The organism is Treponema phagedenis, assembly GCF_008153345.1.
GTDB lineage: Bacteria > Spirochaetota > Spirochaetia > Treponematales > Treponemataceae > Treponema > Treponema phagedenis.
In genome coordinates this window covers 1,454,420-1,470,472 of the sequence record NZ_CP042818.1, presented here as the reverse complement: position 1 = coordinate 1,470,472, position 16,053 = coordinate 1,454,420, and the positions used below count along the sequence as shown (strand labels likewise).

The window sequence follows — 16,053 nt, the reverse complement described above, 5'->3', positions numbered from 1 at the left end:
ATGAATAAATCCTTATTTTTCATCTGTTCAATCCTGTTTTTAGGATTTTTTTCATCGAGCGCCGTTACGGCACAAGAGGCGGAGCGAGCCGGCGGAAATGAGCAGAGTCAGGAAACAATTCCTGATTTATACTATATCAGTGCACCAATTCTAAAGGTTTTTCCGCACAAACTCGGATATTATGTTATTTACCGAAGAGAAGGGTTTAAAACCGGCGAAGTATTTATTCCGCATAACTGGTTTAAACCGGAAGTGAATAAAGCTCGATTGGTTTTGGTAAATACCAGAGTTAATCCATATTTAACCTTTTTTATTAAAGAAGGAGCCTTTTACAGTGTTAAAATTGCAGCTCCGCAAAACCTGAAAAGCACATTTTGGGGGAATTTAAAAGCGCCCGCTCTATATAATGATAAATTTAATGTGGAAACTCTTCCGCTTGAATTTTAAGATTAAAGTATTACTTTTCTGATTTGAAATTATACCTATGGATACTATTCAGGTTCCCGAGATCTCGGATGAATTAGTTACTTTTATTAATTCTCATTCCGTATTTCTCATAGCAGGACATAAAGAGCCGGACGGCGACTGCATTGGAAGTAGTTTGGCTCTTTCGCTTTTTTTACAACGGCTTGGGAAAAAAACTGTTTTACTTTCAGCGGGTCCTTTTAAACGTATAGAGATAAAATGCTATGAGGAGCTTTTCTTTGAGCATGTACCTGAAAATATTGTGCCGAATAATGAAACCGCACTTTTTGTTGTTGACTGCTCTAATGTGGAAAGAACGGGGGATTTAGCTGAAGAGTTAAAACCGTTTAAACCGGTTTTTATTGATCATCATGCAACAAATACCGAAGCTTCTCCGGCATCTTTGATAATGAAGACATCGCCGTCAACTACCTATCTTATTCAGCATATTATTGAAAAAATGACCGGTGAAGTTACCGAAGAAGAGGCGAAGCTCCTTTTTTTCGGTCTTTCTACTGATACAGGATTTTTTCGCCACTTGGATTATAACAGTGCAGAGGTATTTGCCGCCGCTTCCCGTTTAGTACGAGCGAAAGCAAGTCCAAAACGAATTTTTGCACAGATTAACGGCGGCCGCTCTTTTAAATCAAGAATGCTGATTAGCAAAATTCTTTCTCGCCTTACCCCTTACTATGACGGAAAACTTATGCTTTCTTTCGAAACTTATGAGGACACACAGGAATTTGGGCTTGAAGGCAGGGATTCCGATGCCCTATATCAACTTATCCAAAGCATCGCCGGAGTTGAAGCAATTGTTATTATTCGTCAAGAATCCGAAACGCATTGTTCGGTAGGTTTTCGCTCCTTTGACAAAATTGATGTGAGTGTTATTGCGGCTTCTTTCGGCGGCGGCGGACATAAGCAAGCTTCAGGGCTCTATATTAAAGGGCAAATTAACAATCTAATTCCTAAGTTTGTAAAAGCTTTCGAAAACCAAATGCTTTTACTCTAAAATAAGATCTTATTTTATTTATAGAAAATTGCTGCTTACATCTGAACCGAGTTTTTAAAATGCTGCCTTTTATATATTAATACTGAATAGCGCGGATTCAATTGAACTGTGGTGAGCGTACGGGATATTTTTATTTTTTGCTTCAATTTGAGTAATTTGAGTGTGGAAGAATTCCAACATTTTATCCATTTGTGCAGTACTTAAATCTTCTTTTTTTAAAGGTAAAAAATCTTTTTCTTCCTGAAGACTTACCAAGCGTCTAATCAAAGAATTAAGGATCTGCAATTCGCTAACTGAAACGCCTTTTTGATTACTTTCGGCGGGAACGCCGGCAACGTGTTCAAAATGTGCGTATACCAGTTGATTATTTGCTACGGGGAGGTATGTCTTTTCTCCCGAAGAAATTTGAGGCATTGCGGCATACGGAATGCTGTCTAAGGGTGCACTTGATGTAATCATTTTTAACCTCCTCGTCAAAATAAGCGTTATAACGAAAAATTCGTTCTGCTTATACTATCGGGAAGCGGCAAAAAAACTTTAGAACAATATATTTAAAATCTTAGACTTTGTATAACGTTCCTCAATTTTACGTGCGATTATCCTAATTGGCGTATTACCAATATTACCTTGAGTATTCAAGCATCACTATGGTAAACTACCCACCGTTGCAAAATTCCAAACGATGTTTTGCCTGACACCTTATTGCAAACAGGCAAAACTCGTAGGCGAACCAAAGGTAGCAATTCCAAGGGTTCGCCCTTGCGCCGTGTCGGACTCTTTTTTATAACAGGGAGTTTTCAAACTCGCAGGTTAGTTTTTGCCACGGACGGCAAAAACTAAACTTGGACTCTTTTTTATAAAATTTTGTATGATTTGTATAAGAGGTATTAAAAACTAATTGCGGTATCAAAAAAACGTTATGCTGCAAAAAATATAGCAGTACGGTAACGAGTAAAAGTAAAAGAGCGTGAAAAAGATGTCATCTTGTCTGCATAAGTTTTTGGAGCGGTACGATTGTGTAGCCCTCTTCTGAAAGCGCATTGATAAGCAACTCCACATGTTCATACAAATAATCGCAGCGATCGCCTGAATCTTGTCTGCCGATACGTATGGGAATAATTGAGCCGGGCTGAGTTTGACTTATGCAAAGTTCAACGAGGTCGGCTGCGGGGCGGTATAATTTCGGCACGGCAACGCTGCTTTGACTGTTTATCCAGTCGGGAACGCTTACATCGGGAGAAATAAAGGTGTAGCCGGATTTTCTTCCCGCTTTAAGAACCATGGGGGAGCTCACATAAAAAGGAGTGTGCCAGACAAGGGAAAGCTCCTTGCCCGTTGCAGCATAAAAATCATCTTCATTGCGCGCAAGCCCCTGACTGATAAAAGCTTCATCTATGCGGTATTCCGGGGTTGCAATATTCCACGAAGTAAAAAAAAGAGAGCCGCATTGATGCCCGCAAAGTGCAATTTCTTTTACCGCAACAGGATGGCGCCGTATTGCCTCTCCGTTAATAAAAAAAGTGCCGGTAATACTATGCGTTTTTAATACATAAAGAATTTCGGGCAATCCTTCAATATTATCAACAAGGTCAAAAACCAAGGCAACTTCCTTGCCGCCGTTTCTCATTCCGTGAGTAAAAAAGCCCGGAGTATTTTTCGGTGCGGAAACAGGTTTGGAAGGGCGTCTTTTTATGTATGCGGGTAAACCTGCATACAAGGCAGCGGTAGTATTCGAATACAAAGACCGCAGATAAATCATGTTTGAAAAAAAGCCTCCCTGATAATCAATATACACCCGATATGCCGCATTAAAGGTTTTATGTGCGGCAAGTGCTTCATACAACTCCCGCTCCCATTTTAAATTATCAAGATAGCGGATTATCTGCGGTTTTTCATGCGCTGCCGTCCGCACCTCGGCAAGAACGGATTTTTCTGACCTGCTCCAGCTAAAAGCGGAAACTTGCGAATACAGTAAAAATAAAGAATCGCCGCCGCTTACCGAAAAAGATTGAAGACTTTGCATACCACCAATACATACCCTGTCCTCATTTTGCCATGCTGCAGATACCGCCCTTTCTCCGTCTCTCTGCAAAATAATCCGCTCAGTCTGCACATCATAAATGAAAAAACCGTTGGTATGGGCAAAGGCAAGTTTTTCTCCTGCGGGAGAAACTGCAAGCAGCTGAGCATTGTTGGGAATTGCAATGGTTTTGAAAAATCCGCTTCCGTTTTTATACACAAGTTTCCGCACCTCAATCGAAAGATTCCCCTCCCTGATTGCGGCGGAATATATAATCGGATTTCTGCCTTTTAGCCAGTATATTTTAATATCCGCATTATTTCCCGAAAGCAGCAGATACGGCACCGATTGAAAGGATTCAGAGACAAGATAATCATCTCCGTATAACGAGCAGTGATATACATGCCGTTTATCTTTTACAAATACCGCGGTCGCCGCATCGGGCGAAAGAGATAGCACATCGCGGGAAGGATCAAAGGCAAAGGGCAAACTTCCGACTAACGTACCTATTTGAACAATCGGCGTATAAAAAGAGCGGGCAAATATTTCCGAAACGCCGATTTTATATACCGCATTTCCTTGCACAGCTAAAAGATTTGCAGAGGAAATCCATTGAATAGTTTCAATAGTTCCGGATCCTATTTTTCTCTGAATAGTTTCGATACTGCTGGTTGTCTCAAACCATTGAGGGCGCAAAAAATATAAATTTAAATCTTTTTCTAAAATAAAAGCCGAAGAGTCCGGCGCCCATGAAAGCGCTTGCACCGCCCGTTTTATTTTTTCTGCAAGAATATATCGGGCGCCCTTCTGCACATCATACAGCACAAGCCTGCCGTATGCGGGAGAAATCGGCTCAATAAAAGAAATCCATCGCCCGTCGGGCGAAGTTTGACAGCTGTCAAGCATTCCTTGTTTAATCAAAGCCTGCCCGTGCATAGATAAAAACGATTCAAATGGAATAATTGTTCCGTCGGCAGTACGTATCCGTACAATGCCGTATCGATTCCGTATTTGAATTATGGCTCCGTCTGCAAGCGAATCAACTCTTTCGGGAAAAAAAGTAAGCAGCTCGGTTTTTCCGCTCTCAATATTTTTTTGTACCAAGGTTGAGTATGAGTACTGCCCCAAAACATCAGTTTTAACTGAAAACAAAAGATTGTTTTCGCTGTTTATATCAACAGCTTCAAATGATGTCAGTGCGGAAACAAAAAAACAACAAGAAAAAAATACTGTCAGTAAAGAAAAATATCGCATGGCATGTTTCATGGAGCCTCCGTCACTGTCGATTTTTATACCGTAATTTGTACCTTAAAAAGATTATCGGCAGGAATCTATAAAAGCAGTTAATTCATCTTCAATTTGTTTAAGTTTTGCGTCAAGAATATCAATTTGTTTATTTGTAAACTCTTTTTGCACTTTCTCTAATGTGCAAAACACTGTATTGACATCATTTTCCGCGCTTTGCTCAGCTCCCCGACTTTCCGTAAAAAGAGGCGTTTTATGTATATTTTTTTTGTTTTCCATAATTGTATTCCATTACTCCCGTTTTATAAAATCATGCTAAACCGAGCAAAGCCTGTATCGATTTGCGGAATTGACCGGAATTAATTTCACCCTGCAAAAAAGATTTTATTTCTCGTTGAATATCCGCAGGAAACCTCTTCCAATAAACTCCTGTCCAATCTCCCATACTTTCCTGCAATTCTTTCAGTTCTTCTTTTGACATTTCACCGATACTATAGGAAACAAACTGCAAAATCATGCCGTAAAGTGCATCAGCAGGAATACCGTTTACTTTTCCCGCTTTTGCGATAGAGTGGCGAACAGTTCCGCCTTCCGCAGTATATGAAGGAGCTTCAGGAATCCATGAATCAAGCAAATTTTCCAACTGCTCCTGAGACAGTTCGGGTGCTTCTTTTGCAAGCATATCGGCGGCAAAATTCCTTACCGTATTACGCACTCCGAGCATGCTGGCATCAATAGATTTTTGAATTGAGCTTGACATTTTTTTTGCCATTTCCTCAGGATTCAACGAACGGAGCCCAGGAAAGCTCTCAAAACTCCGTTTTCTTCGCTGAACAGCCTCCTCAAACGCATCAATCTCCTTGATGCTTGCCTTATTTAAAATGTATTCAAGCGCAGCAATAAAAGCTGCATCTTCACTATGGTTGTTTTTCATTTCTATCATCTACTATACACCATTCAGAAAAAATCTTAAAGAGGGAGATACAAAGAGTACAGGAGGTAAAGGGGACAAAACCCTTTAATGCGAACCATGGCGAATAAATTCTACAAGACCTTGAACTTTGCGATGCGTAGCACGGGCGAAGTTTTGCCATTTTCTCTTCACTTCGCCTACGAGTTTTAAAGCTTCAATTTTCCAGTTTTGTGTTGATGCTTTAAAACATCGTTTGGAATTGAGCACGGGCAAAGTTTTGCCATTTTCTCTTCACTTCGCCTACGAGTTTTAAAGCTTCAATTTTCCAGTTTTGTGTTGATGCTTTAAAACATCGTTTGGAATTGAGCACGGGCGAAGTTTTGCCATTTTCCCTTCACTTCGCCTATGAGTTTTAAAGCTTCAATTTTCCAGTTTTGTGTTGATGCTTTAAAACATCGTTTGGAATTGAGCACGGGCGAAGTTTTGCCATTTTCCCTTCACTTCGCCTACGAGTTTTAAAGCTTCAATTTTCCAGTTTTGTGTTGATGCTTTAAAACATCGTTTGGAATTGAGCACGGGCGAAGTTTTGCCATTTTCCCTTCACTTCGCCTATGAGTTTTGCCTGGTTACGCTGGAGTACCAGACAAAATATCGTTTGGAATCAGCACTCAAAAGCGGGGCTTAAGAGGCGGCAACCCCTTGTTCATGCGTAAGCCCCTGAGTGAACAGAAAAGACATACGTACAATAAAAATTATTGTTGTATGCTTTCAAGCAAGCTGATTATTTCTTTATTTTGAAAAAGCTTTGCATAACCGAGTGCTGATAAACCGAGGTTATCGGAAATTGAAGGGTTCGCTTTATATTTCGCAAGAATTTTTATCATTGGAAGATCCCCTTTTCCCACCGCAAGCACGAGGGCTGTTTGCCCGTCCTTACTTTTAACATCGGGATTTGCTCCGGCCTCCAGAAGAATTTTCGCAATAGCGGTATTACCGAGTTGAGCAGCATCCATCAAAGCTGAATACTGTCTGTCATCTGCGGTAAGATCCACATTTGCGCCTTGAGTAATCAAAAGCGCTACGGCATCCTGTTGGGAATTCCTTACCGCAAGCGAAAGTACGGGAGTACCGCATGCATCCCGCAATGAAGCATTAAATCCCGCTTCCAAAAAAAGAGAGATAATTTCCGCATCCCCGTCTATCACTGCAGCAATAAAATTAGCATCAAAACAGGGATAGCCTTTCTCCAAAAGGGCAAAACGCGCTCTTTGCTTTTTTTCAAGTTCGGTAAAACGTTTTTGCTCGGCTATAAAATATTGCTCAAATGTATTAACAGTCAAAATTGCTACAAGATGACTACAATTTTTCGGTATGGAAACAGTGCCTCCCGATTGTAAAAGAAAGATCTGAATTCCCTTCCCCGAGGCAAATCCTGAAAAGAAAATAAAAGCCGCATCTGTTACCGGATCAATCGAATAAATAAAAAGAATATGAGTAACTTCATGCAAAAGACTAATGGGATTTTTGCATTTATTTTCATCCCACACATCTTCTACACAATATTCAACTACATCACAGTTTTTATCGGAAATAATTTTTTTAATTGCCGAAGCGGTCTCTTCTTTTGGCTTATCAAAAAAAATAGCAACCCTCATATTTTTGATAATATATCTTTATTGGAAAAAAAGCAAGAAGTATATATTTATCTGTTTTATTATGTTTGATAATTTTTATTAAATATTAACCATTCAACCGCATAAAGAATAAAAATTATATTAACTTAGGTGTTGCGGTTTGAAGTCTCCCAAAGCCGGTTTTCCCCGACACTTTGCCGGACAAAAACACTTGTGAACCATCGGCGGAACGAGTACAGCGTTTTTTTAATAAGTCGATTCGTTTTTTAATACATCTTACCCAAAACGTAAACAATTTTATAAAAAAGAGTTCGACACAACGGTTTGGTTTTGCCGTCCATGGCAAAACCAAACCTGCGAGTTTAAAAGCTTCAATTTTACAAAACCAGTGTTGATGCTTTTAAACATCGCTTCTGCATGGAACCACCGCCATCCGTGGCGGTTCTGAGTTCGACACGGCGCAACGGTGAGCAATTTACCATAGGAATGCTTAAATCCGCAGTCCCTTATTGTTGATACTCCGATTTTTATAACAGGAAGTTAATTGCAAAACGCTATACTAGACTTAGTTTTATTACAAATACAAAAAACTAAGTCATGGACTCCGCCTACGCTGCAGCTATTTTTACACTATTTTTGGCGAGCAAAAATGCTTCTGGTTCGCATTTTAAAAAATGTGATTCCGCCTTTCGTATACCTAACACGGGTTAGTTTTAAAGCTTTGCAAACAGTTTTGCTTTAAAACATCGCTGCTGCGTGGAACCACGAGCATTCGTGCCCGAGCTGATTACGGGCTTTAGTATTCTTGTGCACAGTAACTGCGTTTTTTATGCGTGCCGGCGATATCGTGCGCACTGTTTTCTGAAGTTTTAGTAATAACTTACAGAAAACAGTGCGCAGAGATTTCATTATGCAGATTTTTACAACCAGGGATTCTGATTATCACCAGAAGTTTCAGTACTTTTTTTCTTTTTATCATCCTGTGTATCTGCCGCAGGAGGTTCTTTTTCTTTATCGTTCATAAGAGTTTGTTCCACGCCGATAGGAGGTATATTATTGATATTGGATTCTATTTCCGAAGGAGTGTTCTCTATTTCAGGCTCTTCCATATCTTCAAATATAGGAAGACTGTCTTCATCTTCTATTTCTTCATCAAATTCATTAAAATAGTTTTTAGGCTTTCTTTTGGTACTCGGCGTAGGATCCTCAAAAATTCTCGGATCAAGGAAAACACCGCCCTCATTAATATCTGTCGGTATGGTACCTGTTGTATAGCTGCTTTTCCTTAAACGCTCTTTTGCAAGATCTTCCAACCGTTTGCTGCTCTCATGATAAGTACAATAGCTTGTCGGTTGTGTGCCGGACAAAAAATAAAGCGTATCAATCGCATCCGTACAATACTCCGAAGGGAGCTTTCCCGATTTTGAGCAAACCGATACGGATACAATGCCTGTTTCCGGTCTGATAAAATCTTTATACGGCTTTCCCTCATGTATTGCCTGCATAAAATTTGCCCAAGGGGGACCTGCCAAAGCGGCTCCCGTATTATTTAATCCAAGCGATAAACCGCCCCGATCAAAGCCGAACCAAACAAGTGCGGTATAATACGGAGAGTAACCGACCGACCAGGCATCCGTCCAGTTCTGCGTGGTGCCCGTTTTTCCCGCAACCGGCATGGTAAAATATCTTCCCGTATTTGCATCCTTGTACATAAATTTTCGCGTGCTTTGAGTTGAAGCGGTCAAAGTTCCGATGGTAAGCGTTTTTTTTAGCATTGAAGTCATGATATACGCATTTTGCGGACTTATAATCTGAGTCGCATTTCCCTTTTTTCGTTGTTGGATACGCAGCTCTTTTTCGGGATCTAAAACAATATTGCCCGACCGATCCTCAATCGTGCGTATCGCAATCGGAGTAACCTCTTGCCCCTGATTTCCGAAAATTGCAAAAGCTCTGGCAAGCTGAACAGGACGAATAGCTATAACGCCCAGCGCCAGCGGATATACTTTTGGAAAAACCCGCTCAATCTCCGCTCTATCCGTGATACCTAAAAGTGCGGCAGAGCGGTTAATCACCGCATCAAAGCCGATTGTGTCAAGTATTTTTATTGCGGGGATATTAAGCGATTGCGCTAACGCACGCCATGTCAATACAGTACCTCGCCACCTGCCTCCATAGTTATTGGGAATATACGGAATATCCGTAGTACCGAAAACCTGCGGTACGTCTTCAAGTTGAGTTGCGGGGGTTATTCGCTTTGTATCAATTGCCGCAGAGTATAATAATGGCTTATATGCACTACCGGGCTGCAGATAACCTTGAATCGCTCGAATCATCTGATTTGACGCGCTGTATTTGCTTCCTCCTACCAGGGCGGTGATATAGCCTGTTTCATTTTCAAGAGAAATTAGCGTACCTTCAACCGTTCGTTTTGCAAGATTTTCCTGCATTTTAAGGCTTCCCTTATTTGAGGCTATCTTTAAAGAATCCATCCCGCAAATTAAAGCCATCATATCCACAAGAGGATTAAGTTTATTGCGATAGTACGCGGTGCTTTTTATTTGTACTTGCTTAGCACCTACTCGTAATTGCGGTAAGTTAAAAGTTAAAGAAAGAAGTGCGGTAATATTACTATACGTTTGCCCTTGTGCAAAACTTGTTGAAGAAGAACTTCGCACCCTTTGATTGGCTATGTCGATATAATCGGTAACTTGTTTTTCCGCCACTGTCTGATGCCGAAGATCACAGGTTGTATAAACCGTATATCCGTCTTCATACAGATTCATAGTACCGTACATCATGTTATCAAGTTGCCTACGAACATATTCTGAAAACCACGGAGCCTTATCTTCCCGATTAAAATAAGCGGAAGATGTTGTCCTCGTATAATCAAAATTTGCCCAGTACTCATTATATGACTCTTCCTGTTCTTCGCGCGAAATATATCCGAGCTTTGTCATTTCACTTAAAATATAGGCCTGACGCTCTCGAGCGCGATTAGGGTATTCAAAAGGATTATAATATGCAGGATTGGAAAGCAAAATTACCAAAATTGCCGCCTCAGCAGGTGTTATCTCTTGGACGGGATGTCCAAAATAAAATCGCGAAGCCGCATTTACTCCGTAAGTGCCACCGCCGAAATAAACCTTGTTTAAATACAACTCCATGATCTCATCTTTGGAGTATCTTCGCTCCATCTGCAAAGCCCACCAAAGTTCTTTTACTTTTCGTTTAATACTTTGATCGGTTCGATCGCAGTATAAAAGACCGGCAATTTGTTGGGTAAGCGTACTGCCGCCGCCGAGAGAGCGATCAGTCAAGATACCTATTGCAGCCCTAAAAATAGCTTTAAGATTATATCCTTTATGCGAATAAAACGTTCTGTCTTCTCTGGTAAGTAAGGCGGCAATAAGATAAGGAGAAATCTGTTCAAATTTAATTATTTCCCTTTTTTCGTCGGAGGAAAATTCGGTTATCAGATCCCCGCGAATATCAAGAATTCGTGTCGGTAAAACAGGATTAAAATCCGTAAACCGTTCGCTTTGTTTTATATTCACCGTAGATGCAAGTAAATACCCGAGCAAAGCGGAACCGCTGATTAAAATTGCAAAAAGAAAAAAAAGATAAATAAAAATTACCTTACCGCGCATCGTTCTATACAAACACAAAAACAGTATTTTTTCAAGGGGCTAATAAAAAAAAGAGCCGGTCTCGGAACCGGCCCGCCAATCAGGCTGTCGGTAATTCGGTGGGTGGGAGGGGAACCGAATTACCGATACTAAGGTATCGGCGAGGTCAAGAAAAACTTAAGGAGATTTTTAAGAAGGTTTTATTCTTCAATAATCACTGCATCAAGTAATACGGAAATAGTATACGTTTTTCCTTCCTCCGCCACTATTTCACGCATAATAGTATAACCTGCAGCTTTAAACGTGACGGTATGTTTTCCTGTAGTGATTTTATGCGGAGTTGTAAAGTCCGTTACCTCCGTCTTATCTATAAAAACCTGCACCTCTTCGGATGCATGGATAGTTACAAGAGGAATAATTGATTTTAACGCAATACAGACTTCGGCAATTTTTGCTTTTTCAACCGTACAAGTAAGAATTTCCGATCGATAATCATTTGAACTTACTACCAGTTTATATTCACCCGGAGGAAGAATCGTAAGCTCTTTAAAATTATAAAGATATTCATCATTTATTTGAACACTGAGCGGTTTTTCTATTTTGTCCGGATATTCAAATTGAAGTTTTAAGCCCCCCTCATTTTTATACATCGGCTTTATTTTTATAGAAACGTTTATTTTTTCAATATTTTTAAGAGGAGTTTTTGCTGTACATTTAAGCAAAAATACTTGCTGTTCTGAAGGGAAAAAAGGCACTTGCTTTACAGAAGGAGCATTCTTTTTGTTTTTTTCTTCAATGAGCGGAATATAAAACACGGTAGAAACACCTTCACGCAAAGAATCGGAAAAAAGGCGCGTTGCGTGATAATTTGTCTCTTTTTCAGAGAGTGGGGGCTTTAAATCCGTATATATTTCGTAAATAATATCATTTACATATTTTGCTGCCGTATTATATTTTATTTCTATTTCAAAGCCGCGTAAAAAGCGATTTTCTCCCTCTGTTTTAATTGCCAGAGCTTCATTACAATGGAAATTCAAGGTTTTTATTTGAAAATCACCGGCAGGAAAGCTTACAATTCGCAGCGATTCAGTCTTTATCTTCTCCGTTGCAAATAAAGATATATAAAAGAAAAAAAGAGTAATTGTACAAAGAAATTTCTTTTTATTCATCTTCCCTCAAAACTATTCCATTGTTTGACTAACGTTTTTGAATAAAAGTTGCAGGATTTTTTGGAACTCCGTGCTCATGCACTTCAAAATGAAGATGAGGCCCCGTCGACATCCCCGTCATACCAACCTTACCGATTATTTTACCAGATTTGACCTTTTGATGCAACTGCACCTCAACCGCGCTTAAATGTCCGTACAGACTTTCCCTGCCATCAATATGCTTTAGTATGATATGTTTGCCGTAAATATTATTTGTTGCGATCTTTTTTATTTCTCCGGCGGCACAAGCATATACCGGGGAGCCCATGGGAGCTGCAAGATCAATTCCCGCATGATAACTCGGTTTTCCGGTAAACGGACTCGGTCTATTGCCAAAACCGGAAGTTAAAATACCTTTATCAAGCGGAAAACGATAAAACGGTTTTAGAAAAAAGATGCGCACCGTTCCGTCAAAAATAGCATTCGGGATACAAAGAAATTTGATTTTTTCTTTAAAATTATCAGGGTTCGGTAAGGGCAATAAGAACGAGGGAGCGTTAATTTTTTTACTCAATGCCGCAAGGAGGTTTTCTATCGGCGTACCCGGCTTTTCGGCAACATACAAACCCGGAACAGAGGGCAAAATCAATGTTTTTCCTTCGATATCCATTGATACCGATTCAATCCTATTTAAACTCACGATAGAATCATACGGAATGCTACACCGAGCCGCAATACGGATAATTGTATCATTTTTTTTAGCAACATAGGCATAAAAACTGATTGGAAGCTCTCTTCCTTTTTTGCCTTCGGCAAGCGCCATGCGTGCTTTGCGAACATCATCGCTGTATTGCTGAAAACCGATATCTTTCATTTCCAATGAATTTATTTTAGGATACGGAGATTGAGCAAAAGAAAAGGAAATATTTAAAAAAAACAGAAAAAAAACGTATCGCGCAGGCAGTCTCATATAGACTGTATCGGCTCTTTTTCAGAAATACCGAATGCTAGAAAGCCGTAAATACCGATAAGTAAAAGAAAAAAAAGAAGTGCAAATAAGCGTTGTTGCAACAACACAAGATACGAAGTAAAAAAGAGCCCAACGATAAGGACAAAATTTTTTAAGAGAATAAGTAAAAGTCTGCGAGGATTTTTTTTATACGATCGAATAAGTTTTTTGCTTATCGTGTATAAAAGTATAATACCGAATATGCCAAGTGTTATTACCGTATATGTTTTCGGCATTGTTGTTGCCAACCACCATAACGGATACACAATGACAAAACCGATTACCAAACATCCTCCCGCTATTAAAAGGAATTTGCATACTCCCAAGAGAATTGTCTTATAGCCGGCTAAAATATTCAGTATCTGTTTCATAATCCACCGCAGACTCTTTAGAGAAGATTACTCTTCCGAAATTGCTTGCGCAGGACAAACTTCTGCACACGCTCCGCAACTAATGCAAAGCCCTGCATCAATAACATGCATGTCTGTCTGCTCGCTGATTGCATTTACCGGGCACTCGCTTTTGCATGCGCCGCAGTTAATGCATTCTTCTGAAATTTTGTACGCCATAAAAGGTCTCCTTACATAAGTGTGATGTTTATATAATACAAAATTTGAGATTAAAAATCAAGAAGACTGTTTATTTTTAATTGCCTTTCAGAATAAAAACTCTTTTTTTTCGATAAAATCACTAATATAGCGTTTTTTTTAATAACTCGATCCGTTTTTTAATACATCTTACAAAAATCAAGACAATTTTATAAAAGAGAGTTCGACACAACGGTTTAGTTTTTGACGTCCATGGCAAAAACTAAACCACGAATTTTAAAAGACTTGGGGAAATTTTATGCTTTTAAAACATCGTTTCTGTTTGGAACCACCGCACGGCATAATTTTGCCGTCCGTGGCAAAATTATGCCTGCGAGTTTTAAAAGCACTTGAAAGCGGCTGTGCTTTTAAAACGTCGCTGCTGCGTGGAACCACGGGCGTCCGTGCCCGTTCTGATTTTGACAACGGTGAGTAGACTTACCGTAGGAATGCTGAATCTGCAAGCTATTATTGCCAATGTTCCGATTACTAACAGCAACTTATTTAGAAAACGTTATATTAAGAATATCCACAAAAATTTTAGCTGAAAACGTTCTATATAAGATTAGCTGCTGTTTTATAACCATGAGGACAAAGCGGAGCTTACGCATGAAAAAAATAACCGCACAGGGGAGCAAAAACAATAATCAGAACCGTCATTGTTCAGCATTGTACATGGACAAAAAAATCAGAATTGCTAACGATGTTTTGCCTGATAATCTATTTGTAAACAGGCAAAACTCGCGGTCAAGATGTTTTTGCAACAGTTTCTAAGCAAAAATATCTTGACCGGCGTTAGGCGGACGGAGGGCGGCTAAGCATTTTTTCAAAAATGCTTAGCCGGATCGTTTTTGCGCGCTCAAAATAGCGCAAAAACAGCCGCAGGCGATAGCCGGAGCCCGTAGTACGCCGGCGGTTTGTATGTATTCAACTCCGGCAAGACGAATGGTTAAGCCGGTTTTCTGTAAGCTTCAAACCGCAACGCCCATACAGGTACGTTTTTTCTTCGTGTGTACGCCGTGGAATTACAGTAAAGAAAACTTGATATAATTAAAAATTTATGGTAAGGTATGTTTTACGGAAAATTTTATGCTAAACTGATCGTAGAACATATTAAATTTTTTAATAATTATTAAAGAGATAGCCCTGATGTTAAATGCTTTTATATTACTGTTTGCCTTTATTTTATCATATATTTCTATATTGCTTGTGATAAAATTTTCTCAGCGTTATGGTCTTTATGATACCATCGATGAAAGAAAAGTACACTCAGGAAATGTTCCTCGGTTAGGGGGATTGGGGGTTATAATAGGTTTTACTGTAACAATTGTTTTATCAATATGTATAAAATATTATAAAGTCCCTTATATCAGTAATATTTGGTTTTTAGTCGGAGCAGGAATTCTTATTTTTTGGATGGGGGTTTGGGATGATATCAAACCTTGGAAAGCAAAATATAAACTTGCCGTTCAATGCACTGCGGCAATCATTGTCCTTGCAGGTAATTTTAAATTCACCTTCATTTCTTTTTCACCTTTTTCTTCATATTTAAAACTTGGATGGTTTGCGTATCCTTTTACCTTCATCTGGATTATTGGAATAATTAATGCGATAAATTTAATTGACGGAATAGACGGCTTAAGCGGAAGTATTACCTTTCTTTCCTTGCTTATGTATACGGTTTTATTTTATTTTTATGATAACAAAATAACTTCTTTTTTCTGTCTTATTTTAATGTGTTCTATTGCAGGTTTTTTAGTATTTAATTTGCCGTTTCCAAGAGCAAAAATTTTTTTGGGTGATGGAGGAAGTCAATTTTTAGGCTTCACATTTGGAGTGCTGCCTCTTATGAAAACAACGTCAAGCATTGAAGCGATAACGTTCCCGTATACATTTGTTCTATTATCAATTCCGATTTTAGATACTTTTGCCGCTATTTGGAGAAGAGCAAGAGAGCACAAGCCGCTTGGAACACCGGATAAATTGCATATTCATCATAAACTCATGCTTTTGGGATTTTCCTCCCGAGAAACGCTGGTAATTCTTATTTGTATCCAATTATTTCTTACGATTTTAGTTACTGTTGCCTCTGTTTTAAGAGGTATTATTGCCTTTGTTCTGCTTCTTCTTGCATTTTCTACAGTCATCCTCTTTTTTACTTTTATCCATTATGCAAAGGAGCGAAAATTACAACTTTTGCAAGAATCCGAAGATAATCCTGAAAATATTTAAACAACCTGAGCGACGAACTAAAAAGTTTTACCTATTGACAAATAATTTAAGCATGCATTTTTTATCTATAGGATTTTTTATACATTGATTTATTTGTGAGTAGCTATCTTGCCGCCTTGTGTGTCACAAAACGGCAAGATTAAAATCTTCAACGGAATA

Annotated in this window: 13 protein-coding genes; 3 read left to right on the top strand and 10 right to left on the bottom strand. The window is 39.2% G+C overall.

The window, feature by feature from the left end; all coding sequences use genetic code 11:
* Window positions 1-447: a hypothetical protein gene (locus FUT79_RS06540; RefSeq protein ID WP_024753468.1), complete on the top strand. Its 447-nt coding sequence runs from the start codon at window positions 1-3 to the stop codon at window positions 445-447.
* Window positions 448-484: 37 nt separating this feature from the next.
* A complete protein-coding gene (locus FUT79_RS06535; RefSeq protein ID WP_002698541.1) occupies window positions 485-1,477 on the top strand; it encodes a DHH family phosphoesterase in 993 nt (330 codons plus the stop codon).
* 69 nt (window positions 1,478-1,546) lie between these two features.
* Here the strand turns inward: FUT79_RS06535 and FUT79_RS06530 are convergent, their stop codons facing one another.
* From FUT79_RS06530 to FUT79_RS06480, 10 genes are all read right to left on the bottom strand, one after another.
* On the bottom strand, window positions 1,547-1,936 hold the full coding sequence (locus FUT79_RS06530) for a hypothetical protein (RefSeq protein ID WP_024753467.1): 390 nt from the start codon (window positions 1,934-1,936) through the stop codon (window positions 1,547-1,549).
* 520 nt (window positions 1,937-2,456) lie between these two features.
* A complete protein-coding gene (locus FUT79_RS06525; RefSeq protein WP_024753466.1) occupies window positions 2,457-4,763 on the bottom strand; it encodes a polysaccharide deacetylase family protein in 2,307 nt (768 codons plus the stop codon).
* A gap of 51 nt (window positions 4,764-4,814) precedes the next feature.
* Window positions 4,815-5,021 (bottom strand): hypothetical protein, encoded by a 207-nt coding sequence (locus tag FUT79_RS06520; protein WP_024753465.1) that lies wholly within the window; start codon window positions 5,019-5,021, stop codon window positions 4,815-4,817.
* Window positions 5,022-5,052: 31 nt separating this feature from the next.
* Entirely contained in the window at window positions 5,053-5,685 is a 633-nt protein-coding gene (locus FUT79_RS06515; RefSeq protein WP_148878861.1) for a hypothetical protein, read from the bottom strand.
* Window positions 5,686-6,407: 722 nt separating this feature from the next.
* A complete protein-coding gene (locus tag FUT79_RS06510) occupies window positions 6,408-7,310 on the bottom strand; it encodes an ankyrin repeat domain-containing protein (RefSeq protein WP_148878860.1) in 903 nt (300 codons plus the stop codon).
* Window positions 7,311-8,209: 899 nt separating this feature from the next.
* On the bottom strand, window positions 8,210-10,939 hold the full coding sequence (locus FUT79_RS06500; protein WP_024753461.1) for a penicillin-binding protein 1A: 2,730 nt from the start codon (window positions 10,937-10,939) through the stop codon (window positions 8,210-8,212).
* Between the two features lie 179 nt (window positions 10,940-11,118).
* Window positions 11,119-12,087 (bottom strand): DUF4397 domain-containing protein, encoded by a 969-nt coding sequence (locus tag FUT79_RS06495; RefSeq protein WP_024753460.1) that lies wholly within the window; start codon window positions 12,085-12,087, stop codon window positions 11,119-11,121.
* A 28-nt stretch (window positions 12,088-12,115) separates the two neighbouring features.
* Window positions 12,116-13,036 carry a LysM peptidoglycan-binding domain-containing M23 family metallopeptidase gene (locus FUT79_RS06490; protein WP_024753459.1) on the bottom strand — a complete coding sequence of 307 codons (921 nt, stop codon included), beginning with the start codon at window positions 13,034-13,036 and terminating at the stop codon, window positions 12,116-12,118.
* Window positions 13,033-13,446, bottom strand: a complete 414-nt coding sequence (locus FUT79_RS06485) for a hypothetical protein (RefSeq protein WP_002696040.1) — start codon at window positions 13,444-13,446, stop codon at window positions 13,033-13,035. The genes FUT79_RS06490 and FUT79_RS06485 overlap by 4 nt, the downstream gene beginning before the upstream one ends.
* A 27-nt stretch (window positions 13,447-13,473) precedes the next feature.
* Window positions 13,474-13,644: a DUF362 domain-containing protein gene (locus tag FUT79_RS06480; protein ID WP_002696038.1), complete on the bottom strand. Its 171-nt coding sequence runs from the start codon at window positions 13,642-13,644 to the stop codon at window positions 13,474-13,476.
* A gap of 1,314 nt (window positions 13,645-14,958) precedes the next feature.
* On the opposite strand from FUT79_RS06480, the gene FUT79_RS06470 reads away from it, so the two are divergent.
* A complete protein-coding gene (locus FUT79_RS06470; RefSeq protein ID WP_174897056.1) occupies window positions 14,959-15,894 on the top strand; it encodes an MraY family glycosyltransferase in 936 nt (311 codons plus the stop codon).
* Window positions 15,895-16,053 lie beyond the last annotated feature (159 nt).

Excerpts from the sequence above, each read along its gene's own strand:
- FUT79_RS06540 (WP_024753468.1), top strand. The coding sequence starts at position 1 with ATGAATAAATCCTTATTTTTCATCTGTTCAATCCTGTTTTTAGGATTT.
- FUT79_RS06535 (WP_002698541.1), top strand. The coding sequence starts at position 485 with ATGGATACTATTCAGGTTCCCGAGATCTCGGATGAATTAGTTACTTTT.
- FUT79_RS06530 (WP_024753467.1), bottom strand. The coding sequence starts at position 1,936 with ATGATTACATCAAGTGCACCCTTAGACAGCATTCCGTATGCCGCAATG.
- FUT79_RS06525 (WP_024753466.1), bottom strand. The coding sequence starts at position 4,763 with ATGAAACATGCCATGCGATATTTTTCTTTACTGACAGTATTTTTTTCT.
- FUT79_RS06520 (WP_024753465.1), bottom strand. The coding sequence starts at position 5,021 with ATGGAAAACAAAAAAAATATACATAAAACGCCTCTTTTTACGGAAAGT.
- FUT79_RS06515 (WP_148878861.1), bottom strand. The coding sequence starts at position 5,685 with ATGATAGAAATGAAAAACAACCATAGTGAAGATGCAGCTTTTATTGCT.
- FUT79_RS06510 (WP_148878860.1), bottom strand. The coding sequence starts at position 7,310 with ATGAGGGTTGCTATTTTTTTTGATAAGCCAAAAGAAGAGACCGCTTCG.
- FUT79_RS06500 (WP_024753461.1), bottom strand. The coding sequence starts at position 10,939 with ATGCGCGGTAAGGTAATTTTTATTTATCTTTTTTTTCTTTTTGCAATT.
- FUT79_RS06495 (WP_024753460.1), bottom strand. The coding sequence starts at position 12,087 with ATGAATAAAAAGAAATTTCTTTGTACAATTACTCTTTTTTTCTTTTAT.
- FUT79_RS06490 (WP_024753459.1), bottom strand. The coding sequence starts at position 13,036 with ATGAGACTGCCTGCGCGATACGTTTTTTTTCTGTTTTTTTTAAATATT.
- FUT79_RS06485 (WP_002696040.1), bottom strand. The coding sequence starts at position 13,446 with ATGAAACAGATACTGAATATTTTAGCCGGCTATAAGACAATTCTCTTG.
- FUT79_RS06480 (WP_002696038.1), bottom strand. The coding sequence starts at position 13,644 with ATGGCGTACAAAATTTCAGAAGAATGCATTAACTGCGGCGCATGCAAA.